The organism is Enterococcus sp. 5H, assembly GCF_028128615.1.
In the GTDB taxonomy this organism is placed as follows: Bacteria; Bacillota; Bacilli; order Lactobacillales; family Enterococcaceae; genus Enterococcus_L.
Genome location: NZ_AMDP01000002.1, coordinates 209,588 through 225,575, shown reverse-complemented (window position 1 = coordinate 225,575; position 15,988 = coordinate 209,588). Strand labels below are relative to the sequence as shown.

The following is a 15,988-nucleotide window of genomic DNA, read 5'->3' as shown; positions in this document are numbered from 1 at the left end:
ACTTTTCTGATTAATTTCCTATTCTCCCACAAAACTAGAATAGTTAAGCAGTAATTAAACCAATTTTTCATATCTATTCCAGTTCTCTACTACTTTCATCATTCTAAAATTTTAAAGTTATTACATTACGTAAATTATTACAAAAATATCTTGGAGATACTACGACTGTATGAAACCTCCAAGATATTTTTTACTGAATGATAGTCAGTAGTTTATTAAGTTAATGGAACTCCATTTAGATCAACGGTTGTATATAATCTGTCTTTAGGAATTGAAACATATTTATACATGCTGTCAGGTGTCATCCAATATACATCGTAAAAGTATCTTGTACCAGTTGTACCTCCGTAACCGTTAGATATTACTTTCATTTTTACGACTTGTCCTTCATTAAAATACATTGCAGTACTATTATTTTGAATTAAAACGTCGTTAACATATAATTTTGCATTATTAGATGTATTGAAGCGATACGTTCCACTTTCTTCAATTTTTACATAAGCAGTTTTCTTAACACGGAAACCTTGTACTGGATTCAATTCTGGATATGGTTGCTTTCCTGCCAAACAACTGAAATCAAGAGTGCTATCTTCATATTGGCTAGCAAACAGATCATATGCATTCAAGACAGTTTTTGATCGAGTTTCGTACTCAGCATATACACCGTGTACTAAAGTTTCATCAAATTCAGTATCAACACCTTGCATGTCAGGAGTCGTATAAACTATTTCTTTAGGCACTTGCTGATTTGCTTGTGAGCCACCAGCACTTAGTGATGCTGGAGTGGACCAATACAGGGTTGAATATAGTGAAATTGTTCCCGCAGATGCGCTTGGCGTACCAGCAAAATTACTCACAACTTTTACTTTAATGATATCTCCTTTTTGGAATCTAATAAGCTTACCCGCTGCAACTAATTCATCATTTACATATACCTGACCACCATTAGCAGTCTGCACAAAAAAACGATAATTACCCGTGCCAGGTGCTTGTATATAACCTGTTTTATGAACTTGGAATGGTTTCGTCATGTCTAGTCCTGGGTAAGGAGCTACTTTATTAGAAGATTCAAAGTCTAAATTCCCTCTCTCATACTGGCTTCCTACTGAAACTAAACTTGCTCCTGATCTTTGATAGTACTCAGTAAATGAGCCATTAATTAGCTTACCACTTACTCTTAAATTTGTTTCATTAGATTCAGCTAACGCTGTGTCATAATTGCTTAAAGTTGATACACATCCTACCAATAATGTGCAGCTAATTGCAAAAAGACCCTTTTTTAAATTGCTTTTCATTCTATTTAATACCTCTTTCTCCTTTTTTGAAAAATAAATATTTTCCATGTACATGCTAGCATATATAACATACATTGTAAATTGTTTATTTTACTAAAAATCAAAAATTTTATATTTTTTTCATTCATCGTTTATCTACTTTTTTCTATTTGAGTTTTTCCGTTTTTTTCTCTTTTTATTTAAATTGTATTTTCTCTTCTTCTCTTTTTTCTTATTTAAAATCATTCGTATGATTAAAATTACAATAACAAAAACTAAGAGCATAAGTACGATCATCATCGCTACAACTAGCTTATTATCAAAAATACTTGTTTTATCGATACTTACATCAACTTTGTTATATTTTTTTGCTTCTTTCGCAGTGATTTCAAATTCTTTCTCCAAGTCCCATACTCTATCATCTTTTTTAGCTTGAGCTTTAAAAATATACGTACCTGCTACATAGGGTTTTCCATTTAGTGAAGTAGATAGATCAAATATGCTGTTCGGAGCCATAGATAAACTTTCTCTGTCAATGTTTATAGTTGGATCAGTTTCACCTTTTTTGGTGATGGTTCCTTTAAGACTAAACCCATTTAAATACGCTGGTTGAGAGTTCTCTAAAAGTACACTGATAGCATTTCTACTTGCTTCTTGCCCACTACTAACATTTATTAATTCTATATCCCCCAGTATATCCTTACTGCTCTCTTGTTCTCTTAAAATAACGCCAATTTCTCTAGCAAAGTAATTTTTAATATTACCTTCCGATTCCCCACTACTGTTATTTAGAAGATAAAGTCCCCCTGCTAAAATTCCATCAAATGGTCCATCTGGCATGTCTATCTGCAATTTTAGTGTATATTCTTCATTTGCTTTTAGTACTATTTTCTTATCGCTGATTTTCACGATATCTTCGATGTTATATTTTAGGCCTGCACCTTCATCATTACTTTTAGTTGAATACGTAACAACACCAGAACGGTTTGTCTGTGCTCTATTAAAAGATGGAATGATTTCTATTTCTTTCGATGAGTTATTCTTTAAAACAACTTCAAGTTGTTGCTTTTGACCAGGATCTACTTTGACATCAAAATATGTAACATCCTTTGAAAATTGATTATCTGGCAACTTAGCATCCACTGTAAAATCAGCAAATGATTGTTCACTATCAGCATAAGCACTATAAAAATCCACCACAAAAATTAAACAAATTAATATGCTAAAAAATAGAGATTTAATAACTTTATTTTTATTTAGCATAACTTCCCCCTTTCAAAAAACAAGTATAGGAACGTTCCTATACTTGTTTTTTTAAGAAACTATTTCATCGGTGTGTCAGTTACAGTCCAAGTTAGTTGAGCTGTATAACTACCTTTAATTTTCTCCACTCCTGCCGCTACATCTAAATCAAAACGATCAAGCGCTAAAGACGAGCTACCATTACCTTCTCCAGCATTTGCAGCAAAAATAACTTTTTCATCTTTCGGATCACCATGTAATTCTACAACTTGCCCTGCACCAACAGATGGTTTTAGTCCACCTAAATTATCAATTGCACCAGTTGTAATTGATAATTTTGCATTATCCAAAGTACTCGAACCATTAGCAAATTGACCAGTTTGCGCAACTTTAATATGCCATCCAGTACCATCACCACGAGCATCATCAATTTTTAACTTCCCTGTAGTTGCTATTTTGCTTGTTTTATCATGTGCTTGATATGTTTCCTCATTTTTAGTGATTTTATGGCTACCAAAATACAAGTTTTTTGGTAAGCCTGTACCTAAAACATCTTTTCCAGTATTCGGATCTTTGTCATCTTCTTCAATAATGCCGGGGCCGTCTCCAGAAGTATATTCAACCTCTGCATTAGTTGGTGTCGATGTCACAGGTACCGCAAATGCTTGGCTAGAAAAGCCCACTGATGATAATAATAATGTTGATAATAATGTTACTCCTACAATTTTTTTCATGTTTGAAAAATCCTCCTAAAATAAGTTATATATATTAAGCTTTAAAAGCTTGATACCATTTTTTTATATAGTACATTCCACTAAAAATTAGCAAAACCAAACCCAAAATCGCTAAAAATTTGACTGCTTCTTCACCTGTGCTAGGCAACATTGATGCAAGTTTATTCCCTCCAGCTGGCTTTATGCCTGAAGTATTCGGAAATGAAGATTCATCTGTTTTTTGATCTCTAGCCAAGTTACCATCATAATATTCCACACCCATTTTAGTTTTTTGACCATCAGTTGTTTGTGAAAAACTAATCATTGAAAAAGAGGTAATTGACATAAACAAGAGAAGACAAGTTAATAATACTTTTTTAAGTTTCATTTTTTATCCTTTCTATCCTTCTGGAACATCTGAAAGTGTCCAAGTTATTGACGAGTTGTATTTACCTACTCTTTTAGATGAGTTTTTAGGAACAGTTAATGAAAATTTATCCAAAGGAATAATTGTTTTTCCTGATCCTTCATTATCCTGAGCTACAGCTATCTTCTTTTCATCATTTGGTTGTAAAGATACAGATTGCGTAATGCTATTTGGCAACTTAGAATTACTGTTTGTTACTGTACCAATATCTATTGTAAGGCTAGTATTGTCAGATAAATTCGTTAAATCAGTATGCTGAAATTCAGAATCCTGTTTAACTTTTAAAGTCCATCCACCGCTATCACGGGTATCATTTATTGTAATTTCACCTTTTGTTTGAGCGTCAGTACTATCACTTGCAGTATAGGTTTCATCCTGCTTATATTGAATTTTATGAGAACCAAAATCAAGATTATCAGGTAATTTTGTACTGTCCATTGTAACTTTCATTTTTTCATTAGTTACAGTAACTTGATTTTTACTATTCCAAATATAATCATATTTTTCATCGGGATAGCTCATATTTCCTTTTCCCAAACTAATCGGTATTGGTGTATTATCCAATACATACCCTTCTGCAGCTCTTGTTTCAATAAAAGCGTACTCTCCCTCTTCCAATTTTCCAACTTGAACAATTCCATCTTCATCTGTTACTAAATCATCTTTAACTAACGATAGACTGCCATCCCTTACATACTGCATTAATTTAAATTCCACTCCACTTAAACGCTGTTTTGTTTCCTTATCTTCTTTGAATAACTTTACAGCTCCCCAACCTGGTGAATATTTAAAGACTATAACTGGGTTGTCATTAGGCAGAGTTATATCAACCCAGTTTTCTCTAGGTAAAAAGTGAATACCATCAAGTGCTACACCACCAAAGACCCTATAAGTACCTGCTTCTAAGTCCTCAAACAAGATTGGACCGGCTATTGTTTGTTTCATGTCTATAGGTTGACCTATATCCTCATGTGAAGATATAAATATGCTGGCCGGAACATTTATACCAGAGTTATTAATATCAACTGACCTTATTAAAATACCGTTTCCTACAGTTTCTCGGTTGAGCCCCCAATTTTTTTGTTCTATATAATTATTGAACCTATTATCTTTTTCTTCAATCACCTGAGTATTTAAACTTGAACTAGCAGTATATATTTTAGGTCTACTTTCTTTAAGAACATCTATTTGTTTTAAAATATTCAAACCTAATAATGGTTTCTTAGCTGTTTTAAAATTAAAACTTAAATACTGATCAATATCCTTTACTTTCTCGTGATCAAAAGTAGCATAAAACTGAATATCTAATTCTGATTTTTCCATTTCAAATAGCTTACTCGTCACTTGCAATGTTAAGACCCTATTTTTTTCTGAATCATCTAAAATTTTCCAACTCCCTAAATTATCACCTTGTTCATTTTTCACTAGTTGTGCTTCACTCATAGTAATAGGTACAAATTCAGGAATTTCTATTGAAAACTCTTGAGGCTGATCTGCTTCTTTATAACTTCCCGCAGGAATTACTATATGATATTCTAATTGAAACAATTCATCATAGCTGACGGTATCGCCATCTTTTAAACCATCTGAAACTTTTTTAGTCTTTGAATCATATTTAGCAATACTAACGCTCTGAAATATATTAATTTCAGCTTTATCTTTCTCAGTGGCTGCTTTAATTTTTTCGTTTCCAAATCCATATAGAAACAAAACACTTAAACAACTCAGAATTGCTAGTATGCCTAATTTTTTCTTCATGTCTAATTAAACAACTCCTTTAAAATCAACATTTCTGTCAAAATTAGAATCTTTACGCACCTTGTTTATTTAACTGGTAGCCGATTGATCGTACAGTCCTAATTAAGTCCTTTCCTTCCTCCCCCAATTTTTTTCTAATCAGAAAAATGATATGAGCGACACGATATTTTTGTTTAGTGTGCCCATCATGCCACAGGTGATTTGATATATCTTGGTAAGTCATTACTTTATCAGCATGATCGTAGAGGTATGAAATCATCATAAATTCTAAACGAGTAAAATAAATCTCTATTTGCCCGTCTAAAAGTAAACTGTGCGAGTCAGGATTCAAAACAATTGTTGAATTTGATTGACATTGTTCTGATGTATCCGAAGCATTAATACAATTTAAGGTGTTTTTTAAAATGATGAACATACTGTCATCATCAATTCCACTACTGAAAACGCCATTTGCTCCAAGATGTAAACATAACTTTTGTTCAACTTGTGACATAGGTCGACCAGAATACAGCCACACAGGTACAGACATATTTTCTTTTCTTAAGTTTGTCAGCCATTCTAATCCCTTAAATACTTGACTATTTTCGTTGTCATCAACATTTATTAAGATTCCATCGACTTCATCAGTTTGTTCCATTTTTTCAATCACTTTTGATTGAAAATCATTTGAATCTATTTTCTCAATTATTTTCAAATCAGAAGGATCTTCTGACATTATTATTCCTAATGTATACATTTGAAGTATCTCTCCCTATTTTTCATATTTTTATATAAAACATGAAAAATGGTACGAATCCTCAATACCGTAATAGTCAAATTTAATGATTGACGGAAAAACTGACGGCGTACAAAAAAACTCTGTCTAAAATAATTCATTCTAAACAGAGTTTTTTATTCATGATTGTAGTTCTATCAGTTATAAATCTAGATGGTCTAATTTTTCTATCGCTTCCCGTTTTTCTGTTAAAAAAGAAGTAGTATAAGTATCCAGAGTTAATTTTATTGAAGAATGACCTAGCAAAGAACTGACTGCAGCAACATTCACGCCAATTTCAACACATCTTGTTGCAAAAGTATGTCGCAACGAATGGAATGAAATACTATTTAAGCCGATTTCCTGCCTTATCTGGTCAAAGCGATAGCTCACGGTTCTTGGTTCAATAGCATTATAGCCATTGCTTATAACAAAACATTCTTGGGAGGTTTTATGCGTTTGAAGTAAAATATCCCTCAATTTAGCGGTTAATGGAATCATTCGGTCTGAATTTGGTGTTTTGGGCGTTGTTTCAATAATTTTTGTCTTTTTTCCATGTGAATCAGGTAAACTCACTCTTTGAATCGTTCTATGAACATGAATCATCGAGCTACTAAAATCCACATCTTTCCATTTAAGTGCACAAATCTCTCCTATCCGCATTCCCGTTTCCAAAGCAATTAGTATAGGCAAACCATTTTTATTTTTTAAACTAGCTTTTTCCAAATCTTTCTGCTCAGCTCTTGTTAATGCACGAACTTTTTCCATTTGAACTTTTGGTAAAACAGCACCTTCACATGGATTAGTAAATATATATGCATGTTCCTTAGCATTTTCGAAACAACCACTCATAATGCGAAAGATGACATGAACCGAACTTGCAGATAAGGAATTTGATAGATTCGATATCATCGAATCAATATCAGAAGCTTTAATACTTTTTAAAGTTCGTTTTTCAAAACTTGGAAAAATGTGTAGTTTCATTTTATTCTTATAGCTAGCATATGTACTTTCCTTAATTTTAGGAGCCATTATAGTGGTTAACCAGATATTTGCCCACTCTCCAAAAGTACCCTTGAAATCTTTATTAGACCGAGAGTATAAAACTGTAGTTTGAACTTTTTTTTCAAGTAACTGTTCTTTTACAGATCTATAAGAATTAGCGTAAATATACCCATAATGAATGGAACCATCTGATTTTCGAGCCTTAGGATATCTTCCCTCCCAACGACCATCTTTTCTTTTATAAATATTTTCCCCTTTAGCCAAAAAAATCAAATCCTTTCTAAAAAAATTTTTGACGGCGCTATTGACGGCTTAAAAAAACACTTCATAAAATATTGATATGTCAGACAAATAATAACCGAATTTCTCATTTTTTTGTAGTGATATGCAAAAAAATGAGAAATTTTAATAAAAAAAGTTATTGATTTATTGATTTAAAAGCTATATACTGACTTCAGATGAGAAATTTCATGTTTTATATAAAAATATGAAAAGTAATCCAAATCAAACTATTAGTTAAATATAAAAAATAATGTTTTTCATACATAAGAATTTAATAACATATTATAAATTTTTTTCTGGTTTTTCTATACATATCATAGCTACATAATATATGAAAAAAGTTACTAATTCAAGTTCACTTTTTTTATTTTTTTTCGAACATTGTGATATTTTTAAACTACTATAAAACTCGTTTTCAACAATAAATGATTATAATTCCAAAATAAAGTAAGCAACCTAAATATCCTTATGTCTTTTTTAGCAAAAAAAGCCTGAGATAAAACGAAACATCCCGTTTTATCTCAGGCTTTTAATGAATGATTTTATTCATTTGATTTTAACGCTTCAATCATATCCACTTTCCTTAATTTTCTATGCATAAACACCATAACTAATAATGTAAAGAACAAAGTAATTAAAGATGAATAAACATAGCTAAACCAGTGAATCGTTGGCGAAAACATTAACATATCTACTTCTACAGTAGTTAAAACATATCCATGTACAATTTTACCTAAGAAACATCCGATTACAATACCTATTAAGGTCAAAATTATATTTTCTCGGTACACGTACATCGTTACTTCTTTATCATAAAAACCTAGAACTTTAATGGTCGATAACTCTCTAATACGTTCTGAAATATTAATATTTGTCAGATTATACAACACGATAAAGGCCAATAATCCAGATACAGTAATCAAAACCCACACAACAATATTTAAGCTATGAATTGTATCATCTAATGCATCACTTGAGATTGATAAAAACGAAACATTCAATACTTGTTGATTAGCCATCAAACTTTTGCTAATTGTTTCTTCTTCTTTATCGTCTAATGGTTGATCGAATAATAAAAATTCTGTATTGTAGGTCGGCTCTTGTTTAAAAATCTTTTGGTAGTACACTGGAGACATATAGGCAAAATGACCAATATAATTTTCGGCAATTGCATAAATTTTTAATTTAAACTCTTGACTGTCACTATTTTTCAAGATAATCGTATCACCTTTTTTGTACTGAAAAAGGTTAGCTAATTTTTCATTTATAATGACTCCATCATCTGGTAATTGGTACTTTTCTCCAGTTTGTCGATTATTAAATAAGATAAACTGGTCAATTGACTTTGTTTTTTCAGGAACGTAAATAGAAACATTTTGCTTAGTATTAGACTTGTTTACTGTTTCCAACTGCTCTACGTGTAATGGCATAACTTCCTTCAGACCCTCAACATTGTCTAATACATCATGATAATTTTTTGTTTCCTGTTCTGAATCATCATTTTTTAACGTTACAACCGCTTGATAGTGCCAAATTTTATTAAACTGAACGTTGACAATATCAGAAATTGAATCTTTTAAGCCAAATCCTGTAATAATTAAAGCCATACAGCCAGCAATCCCTAATACAGTCATTAACATCCGCTGTTTATATCTAAAGAGATTCCTCGCTGTTACTTTTTGAATAAAGCTTAGTCTCCGCCAAATTGGTGTTAATCGCTCTAACCAAATTCTTTGCCCTGCCTTAGGGGATTTTGGTCGTAATAAACTAGCTGGTGCACTAAACAAATCAATTCGCAACACGACCATCGCTGCTCCTGCTGTACATAAAACAGCAACTAAGATTCCAACGATACTATAACTCAAGTACCACGGTGTAACAAAATTAGGAATATTATAGAGCTGCCCGTAAGCATCAAATATAATTGTCGGGAATAAATAGTAACCAACGATTAGACCTAGAAAAGCCCCGCAAAGACTTGCTGCAGCAGCATATATTAGAAATTTAAAAGCAATTTCGCCGTTACGGTAACCAATCGCTTTTAAACTGCCAATTTCAGTTCGTTTTTCTTCAACCATTCTGGTCATCGTGGTTAAACTAACTAGAGCAGCTATTAAGAAAAAGAAAATTGGAAAGACAGTCGATAATGAAGAAATTCGATCAGCATTGTCTTCGTATTCAGAATAACCTGGGTTATCATTTCTTGTAAAATAATAATAATCTGCTTTTTTCAATCCTGCTAATTCTTTTTGTTTCTCTTCTAATTGTTGTTTTGCTTCATTTAATTTAGGTAAAGCTTCATTTTTCTTCTGAGTAAATTCTGCTAGCCCTTGATCGTAGGTTTTCTGGCCTTCGTCAATTTTAACCTGAGCGTCATTTAATTTTGCCTGACCTTCAATTTTTGCTTGTTCTAATTGCTGCTGTCCATCAGCTAACTGTTCTTTCACGGAAGCAAGTTGATTTTCAGCTTGGGTAATTTCTGCTTCCGCCACAGTAATTTGTTGTTGACCTTCTGTATATTGTGCAATTGATTGATTAAGCGTAGCAATATTTTGATCTAATAATTGAATATTTGCTGTAACTTGGCTTTGTTGAGCCGTTAAAGTAGTTAGAGAATGATTAATTACGCCCATCACAACTGCTATATTCTCTCTAACTGGTTGAGCGATTAGTTGATTAATTGCTGCACTAAGCTCGGCAGGAGAACCTAATGCTTGGACAGCTGCTTGCAATTGTGGCGCTGCCTCTGCAATACTTTCGGTTAATAAATCATCTGGAACGCGATCAATCAGCGCTACAGAAGCAGCCAAACTTTGAAAACCGTTAGTCGTTTGGGTTAAAGAGTCACTTGTAGCAGTTAATTCACTTAGTTGTTGCTGTAAAGTCGGCAACGTATTTTGTGCTTGTGTTACTTGAGTAGCAGCTTGCGCTAATTCATTTTTCTTTCCATCTAATAAACGTTTTTGTTCAGCTAGATTGTTTTCATTACTTGTTAACGCCGTTTGATTTTGAACTAGTTCATTTTGAGCAGCTTCTATTTGCTGTGAATAGGCATCTTGCGCTTTTAATAAATCTTGTTTGCCAGCTTCTAGATCCTGTTTGCTCTTTTCAAGTTTCGTTTCTGCATCGTTTAAGGAATTTTCATTTTCAGTAATCTCTTTTTGTGCTTTCTCTAAAGACACTTCAGCTTCTTTACGAATCTCTTCCACACGTTCAGCTGGACGGTTTTTTAATTGTTTTTTTACAGCTTCAATAGCTTTATCACGCTGTTCTGTATACTCTGATGAATAACTATTTTGACTACTTAACTCTTTAAATGAAAGCAAGATTTCAGTGTAAGCCGAAAGATCCATATCTTCTTTAGGAATAACCGCGAAGAAATCAATTGTTCCTTTCCCAACAGTAGTGGTTCCCCTTGAAGTATTTTCAATGTACTCAGGAGACTGAACAAATCCAACTATTTTGAATTGCTCTTTTTTTAGCGATTTTTCTTGATTATCATCTTTTGATAAAGTGATTGTTTCACCTATTTTATAGTTTCCTCTAGTTTGAGCTAGGTCATCTAACGCAACCTCACCGCTTTTTTCTGGCATTCGTCCTTTAACAACTAAGTAATCTGACAAAAGCGGCTTCTCATTCAGATCATAGCTGATAAATTTAATCGCAACATTGTGGTCAGTTATTTGAATATCCTTTGTATACCTTGGATAAACGCTCTCCACTTCGGCTACTTTTTTGATTTCATCAATATCTTGTTCTACTAACCCTAAGGATGAAACAGCCCTAGCATCTGGTAGTTTTTGGTTTTGAAAATAGTTTGAAGCGGTCTGAGTCATATCTGGACCCGTGGCTTTTAAACCTACAAAGACCATTACACCAAGAAAAATTATACCCATGATTGAAATAAAGCGGGTTTTAGATTGTTTAATTTCTCGACCACTTGTTTTTAATAATGCTGTTTTTTTCAACACAAGCACCTACCATTCTATCTCTGCAACAGGTTTGGGTTCATCATTAATAGTAACACTGCGTACTTTTGCATCATTGATCCGAATTACTCGATCAGCTATCGGTGCAATTGCCGAATTATGTGTAATAATCAAAACGGTCGTCCCAGTTTTACGCGCTGTTTCTTGCAAAATAGTTAAGATTTGCTTTCCTGTTTCATAATCCAGTGCTCCTGTCGGTTCATCACACAGTAATAATTTGGGGCGTTTAGCAATCGCTCTGGCTATTGTCACTCTTTGTTGTTCTCCACCAGATAATTGTGCAGGAAAATTATCTAATCTCTCGCCCAACCCCACAGATTTCAGTACTTCTTCTGGATTTAGTGCGTCGGATACAATTTGAGATGCTAGTTCAACATTTTCTTTAGCAGTTAAATTCGGGACTAAATTATAAAATTGAAACACAAATCCAACATCATTTCTACGATAAGTTGTTAACTGTTTTTCATTATATTTTGCAATGTCAGTACCATCAATAACTATCTGACCTTCATCACATGAATCCATCCCGCCTAAAATATTTAAAACTGTTGATTTTCCAGCCCCACTTGGTCCTAAAATAATTGCTACTTCACCTTTTTCAACTGAAAAAGAAATTCCGTCATTTGCTGCTATGGTTGTTTCACCCATGTGATATCTTTTGTATTCATTTATTACATCAATATAAGCCATAATTCTTCAAACTCCTCTCAAGGAAATTTTATCACAACTAATCTGACAAGTCCCCTAACAGCTCAAAAGGTTTTTTGATTTTTACATTTTTTTTCGTATAATAGAAAGATAGGATTAAAATTGAATAGTATACAATATTTGGACTAATTTTTAAGTCTTATGTTATGTCATTTGATTTTACCTTTTACCCATAGTTAGGAGAAAAACATGGCAAGAAGAAAAAAACAAAAAACAACCCTCACACCGCAGATAATGCTTCTAGGATTTTTAGTTATTTTAGTTTTAGGTGTACTAGGGGTTCAAGTTCCAAAAGATATTCAAGAACTTTTCGGGATTAATACCCAAGAAGAAACCAAACAAAACACTACTACATCAGTAGCTTCAACGAACCCAGGACCTCAGGAACTTGGCGAAGCAACGTTCACTGCAGAGGAATTAAAAAATAGCAGTAAAGGTTGGATTGATTATCATTCATTAGATTCACTAGGCCGAGCAACAGGTGCAGACGCATTGTTAAAACCAGCTATGGTAAATACTGGTACTTCTGCCAACAAAGATATTCGTCCGCCTGGTTTTATTTCCGGATTAGATCCAACGAATCATTCTAGAGGACATTTAATTGGACGACAACTAGGCGGAACTGGCGATGATGCGAGAAACTTAACAACCCTTTACCAAACACCGGTAAACACACCCTTTATGACAAAATACGAAAATCAAATTCGCCAAGCACTGGATAATGGTGAAACCATTCGTTATCGGGTAACACCAGTTTATGAAGGAACTGAGTTAATGTGTAAACAAATTGATTTGGAAGCAAAAGGATTGAGCAAAGATTCTAAAATCAATTTCCGAGTAACGATTCTAAATGAAAAATAAATCAAAAATTTATAAATAGGAGGGGATTTTTTGGATTTTTATAAAATAAAAAAACAGGTAACTGAACCCAACCCGCAATCTTTTTTAACAACCCTATTACGTACAGAACAGTCTGAGGATAGCAGTATTATTTTTAGCCAAAATGCAGAAGAACATTTTGAACAAGCCGTTTCATATCTTGCGTCTGATGAAACAATTTCCTTGAAAGATGTAGTAGAATGGCAAAAGGATCTTTTTTTAGTGGTGGCTCAAACCATTGACGGCGACTATATTGCAGGAACTGTTAATCAAACTTTTGTAATTCCAGTCTCTTTATATAAGTCTGATATAGAAACTTATAATTTATTTCTCTCTGAGTTTTTTACTGCATATACTGAAGGTACTATTGAATCAACTGTCTTACCGAAATTTAGTGAATGAATTAAAAAACCAGATTTCAGAAAAATCTCTGAAATCTGGTTTTTACTATTAATACTTATGCGCGATAACGTTCTACACCATCTAAATAAGTTGCAGCTAAATCCATATTAGGATCTAAAACAATAAAGTCTGCATCGCGACCATTAGCGATCATCCCGCATTTGTCCTCGATTTTGCAACTTACAGCAGGAACTAATGTTGCCATCATAATTGCTTGTTCAGGAGTTGCAATTTCCCAATCCACTACATTTTTAATGGCTTCTTTTAATTTTAAAATACTGCCAGCTAAATTACCAGATTCTAAACGAGCAGTACCATCTTTTACGACAACAGGGAATTCACCTAAATTGTAGTCGCCATCAGGCATTCCACCTGCCATCATACAATCAGTAATTAAAGCAATGTGGTCATGACCAGCTTTTTCCATTAAAATATCAGCTGCATTAGGATGAACATGATGTCCATCACAAATTAATTCAGAAAAGACTTGGTTTAATGACATTAATGCTCCAACCATTCCAGGTTCACGATGATTTAATCCACGCATACCATTGAATGCATGAACAAAAACACTAGCACCCGCTTCAACTGCATCTGTTGCTTGTTCTAAAGTAGCATCACTGTGTCCTAAAGCGACAACTACGCCCTCATCAGTAATTGCTTTTACAAATTCTTTTACGCCTTTTCGCTCAGGAGCTAAAGCAATTTTTTTAATTAAACCACCCGAAGCTTCTTGCCATTCATGAAATGTTGCTAAATCTGGATCTCCGAAATAAATTGGATTTTGAGCCCCTTTATGTTCTTCAGTGAAAAACGGACCTTCAAAATATATACCTTGCACTTTTGCTCCCGGAACTTCTTGGTAGACTTCACCAATCGTTTGAGCAACATCTTTCAAGCGCTCTTTACTTGATGTCAAAGTAGTTGGTAAAAATGACGTCACGCCACAAGATAGTAAGCCTTCTGACATTACTTTTAACCCTTCAGCATCATTGTCCATTACATCATGATTCATGTAGCCGTGAATATGAGTATCGACTAAACCAGGTGCTATCCATTTTCCTTCTTCTTTAATAACTTTTGCATCGCTTTCAGGTGCTTCTTTATAAAAGTCTCCAAAAATACCATCTGTAATTTCTAAATAGCCCGGCCCTTTTACATCACTTTTTAAAAAGAACTTTTCAGCAAAGATAAACGTTCTCATCTTCATCCTTCTTTCTTTAAATTTTCTAATTTAAACGTACTCTTAAAATCAAAATAAGTCAAGAATGGTTTAGACCTTTTCTAAAATTTTTACTTAACTTTCGTTAGATTTTAATTGTTTCAATACGGTGAATTTGCTCAGATAAAGCTTGATACTCTTTTGATTTATCGGCTAATCCTTTAACATGCATTAATTGACTTTTTAATTGAAAAAGCTCACTTAGATAATAGTAACTATTTCTATTTCGTGACCAAACAATTCCCTGATCTATATAAATTTGGGCTTCTTCCAAGCGGTTCTGATTCGTTAGAAAATGCGCATAATTATAGAAAATTTTAGTTAATTCAGCATTTACTCGTTCATTTGGCAATTTGTGGAAATAATGAATACTTAATTTTAAATGTTTTTCAGCATCGACAATTTTCCCTGCACTACCATAAGCACTTCCGATACAGCTGATTACTTGTATTTCAAAATCTGACAAATTAACTTTATTCGCTTGATAAGTATACGACAAGCCTTTTTTTAAATCGATAATGGTTTGTTCACAATCATTGAAAAGATAAAACTTACAACTACCTAAATAATAATAATACCTCTGCCAATCCGTATCCAAATATAAACGTTCTTCAATTTTAATGTCATTCATATAGTTGATAATTTTTTGATATTCTTTATGCCGAAAATAATCTGCTATTTTTTCAAATATTCGGGTAATCAAATGGACTTCTTCTGATTTAAATTGCATAATCTGATCCATCGTTACTCCTAGCCGCTGGCAAATCTGCTGCATCACAACTACGTTAGGTAGTTCTTCATTATTTTCTATTCTACTCAATACGCTTTGTGAACAAATATCTTCTGATAACATCTTTTGTGTTAATTTTCTATTCTTACGAATTTCCTTAATCACTGCCCCAAAAGATTCCATATCTCCACTCCTAAGCTATTTTCAATTATATTTAACTGCAAAAAAAGTATTTATTACCAAAAAACTTAAAAATATGCGAATTCGCATTATGCATTTATTGTACTTTATTGCATAATATACTGCAAGAACATTACCTAATACTAGACTAAGACGATTAAAAATACTTTTGCTTTGCAAACAAGGAGTGCTATTCATGATGCAAGAAAAACGAATTAGCTTTAATTGGGACAAGGGTAGTTACATAGGCTATATCGAAAAAGAATACGAAAATGCTTACTTGGTCGTTGTTTCGGATCCTAGTCCAGATATGGAAGAAAAATATACAAATCGCATGGTCATCAGTAAAAAAGATTGTCAAACAACAAAATAATCAAAAATATCTAGTCTTTCCAAATGAAAGTGACTCAAAACATGTCGTTT

General features: G+C 33.1%; 14 protein-coding genes. 3 read left to right on the top strand and 11 right to left on the bottom strand.

What is annotated here, in order from left to right; genetic code table 11:
- Positions 1-215: 215 nt before the first annotated feature.
- The 9 genes from C240_RS01265 to C240_RS01225 all read right to left on the bottom strand — a co-directional run bounded on the left by C240_RS01265 (position 216) and on the right by C240_RS01225 (position 12,134).
- Complete coding sequence (locus C240_RS01265; protein ID WP_271489596.1) at positions 216-1,295, bottom strand: PA14 domain-containing protein; 1,080 nt, start codon at positions 1,293-1,295, stop codon at positions 216-218.
- Between the two features lie 135 nt (positions 1,296-1,430).
- Positions 1,431-2,537, bottom strand: a complete 1,107-nt coding sequence (locus C240_RS01260; protein ID WP_271489595.1) for a DUF916 and DUF3324 domain-containing protein — start codon at positions 2,535-2,537, stop codon at positions 1,431-1,433.
- Positions 2,538-2,596: 59 nt separating this feature from the next.
- Positions 2,597-3,250 (bottom strand): WxL domain-containing protein, encoded by a 654-nt coding sequence (locus tag C240_RS01255; RefSeq protein WP_271489594.1) that lies wholly within the window; start codon positions 3,248-3,250, stop codon positions 2,597-2,599.
- 34 nt (positions 3,251-3,284) lie between these two features.
- A complete protein-coding gene (locus C240_RS01250) occupies positions 3,285-3,617 on the bottom strand; it encodes an LPXTG cell wall anchor domain-containing protein (RefSeq protein WP_271489593.1) in 333 nt (110 codons plus the stop codon).
- Between the two features lie 12 nt (positions 3,618-3,629).
- Positions 3,630-5,414, bottom strand: coding sequence for a WxL domain-containing protein (locus C240_RS01245; protein ID WP_271489592.1), 1,785 nt, complete (start codon positions 5,412-5,414; stop codon positions 3,630-3,632).
- Positions 5,415-5,466: 52 nt separating this feature from the next.
- Complete coding sequence (locus C240_RS01240; RefSeq protein ID WP_271489591.1) at positions 5,467-6,150, bottom strand: winged helix-turn-helix domain-containing protein; 684 nt, start codon at positions 6,148-6,150, stop codon at positions 5,467-5,469.
- Positions 6,151-6,330: 180 nt separating this feature from the next.
- The gene (locus tag C240_RS01235; RefSeq protein WP_271489590.1) at positions 6,331-7,437 is read right to left on the bottom strand and encodes a tyrosine-type recombinase/integrase; all 1,107 of its coding nucleotides are present in this window, start codon (positions 7,435-7,437) and stop codon (positions 6,331-6,333) included.
- 560 nt (positions 7,438-7,997) lie between these two features.
- Entirely contained in the window at positions 7,998-11,426 is a 3,429-nt protein-coding gene (locus C240_RS01230; protein ID WP_271489589.1) for an FtsX-like permease family protein, read from the bottom strand.
- Between the two features lie 6 nt (positions 11,427-11,432).
- The gene (locus tag C240_RS01225) at positions 11,433-12,134 is read right to left on the bottom strand and encodes an ABC transporter ATP-binding protein (RefSeq protein ID WP_271489588.1); all 702 of its coding nucleotides are present in this window, start codon (positions 12,132-12,134) and stop codon (positions 11,433-11,435) included.
- 207 nt (positions 12,135-12,341) lie between these two features.
- Between C240_RS01225 and C240_RS01220 the strand changes: the two genes are divergently transcribed.
- Entirely contained in the window at positions 12,342-13,013 is a 672-nt protein-coding gene (locus tag C240_RS01220) for a DNA/RNA non-specific endonuclease (protein WP_271489587.1), read from the top strand.
- 30 nt (positions 13,014-13,043) lie between these two features.
- A complete protein-coding gene (locus C240_RS01215; RefSeq protein ID WP_271489586.1) occupies positions 13,044-13,433 on the top strand; it encodes a hypothetical protein in 390 nt (129 codons plus the stop codon).
- 55 nt (positions 13,434-13,488) lie between these two features.
- Here C240_RS01215 and nagA read toward each other — a convergent pair whose 3' ends face one another.
- Both nagA and C240_RS01205 read right to left on the bottom strand, forming a co-directional pair.
- Complete coding sequence (nagA, locus tag C240_RS01210) at positions 13,489-14,637, bottom strand: N-acetylglucosamine-6-phosphate deacetylase (protein ID WP_271489585.1); 1,149 nt, start codon at positions 14,635-14,637, stop codon at positions 13,489-13,491.
- 103 nt (positions 14,638-14,740) lie between these two features.
- Positions 14,741-15,568, bottom strand: coding sequence for a helix-turn-helix domain-containing protein (locus C240_RS01205; protein WP_271489584.1), 828 nt, complete (start codon positions 15,566-15,568; stop codon positions 14,741-14,743).
- A 193-nt stretch (positions 15,569-15,761) separates the two neighbouring features.
- On the opposite strand from C240_RS01205, the gene C240_RS01200 reads away from it, so the two are divergent.
- Positions 15,762-15,938: a hypothetical protein gene (locus C240_RS01200; protein WP_271489583.1), complete on the top strand. Its 177-nt coding sequence runs from the start codon at positions 15,762-15,764 to the stop codon at positions 15,936-15,938.
- Positions 15,939-15,988: the final 50 nt, after the last annotated feature.

Bases quoted from the DNA above. Each gene is read 5' to 3' on its own strand.
- C240_RS01260 (WP_271489595.1), bottom strand. From the start codon at position 2,537: ATGCTAAATAAAAATAAAGTTATTAAATCTCTATTTTTTAGCATATTA.
- nagA (WP_271489585.1), bottom strand. From the start codon at position 14,637: ATGAGAACGTTTATCTTTGCTGAAAAGTTCTTTTTAAAAAGTGATGTA.
- C240_RS01265 (WP_271489596.1), bottom strand. From the start codon at position 1,295: ATGAAAAGCAATTTAAAAAAGGGTCTTTTTGCAATTAGCTGCACATTA.
- C240_RS01255 (WP_271489594.1), bottom strand. From the start codon at position 3,250: ATGAAAAAAATTGTAGGAGTAACATTATTATCAACATTATTATTATCA.
- C240_RS01250 (WP_271489593.1), bottom strand. From the start codon at position 3,617: ATGAAACTTAAAAAAGTATTATTAACTTGTCTTCTCTTGTTTATGTCA.
- C240_RS01205 (WP_271489584.1), bottom strand. From the start codon at position 15,568: ATGGAATCTTTTGGGGCAGTGATTAAGGAAATTCGTAAGAATAGAAAA.
- C240_RS01200 (WP_271489583.1), top strand. From the start codon at position 15,762: ATGATGCAAGAAAAACGAATTAGCTTTAATTGGGACAAGGGTAGTTAC.
- C240_RS01225 (WP_271489588.1), bottom strand. From the start codon at position 12,134: ATGGCTTATATTGATGTAATAAATGAATACAAAAGATATCACATGGGT.
- C240_RS01220 (WP_271489587.1), top strand. From the start codon at position 12,342: ATGGCAAGAAGAAAAAAACAAAAAACAACCCTCACACCGCAGATAATG.
- C240_RS01245 (WP_271489592.1), bottom strand. From the start codon at position 5,414: ATGAAGAAAAAATTAGGCATACTAGCAATTCTGAGTTGTTTAAGTGTT.
- C240_RS01240 (WP_271489591.1), bottom strand. From the start codon at position 6,150: ATGTATACATTAGGAATAATAATGTCAGAAGATCCTTCTGATTTGAAA.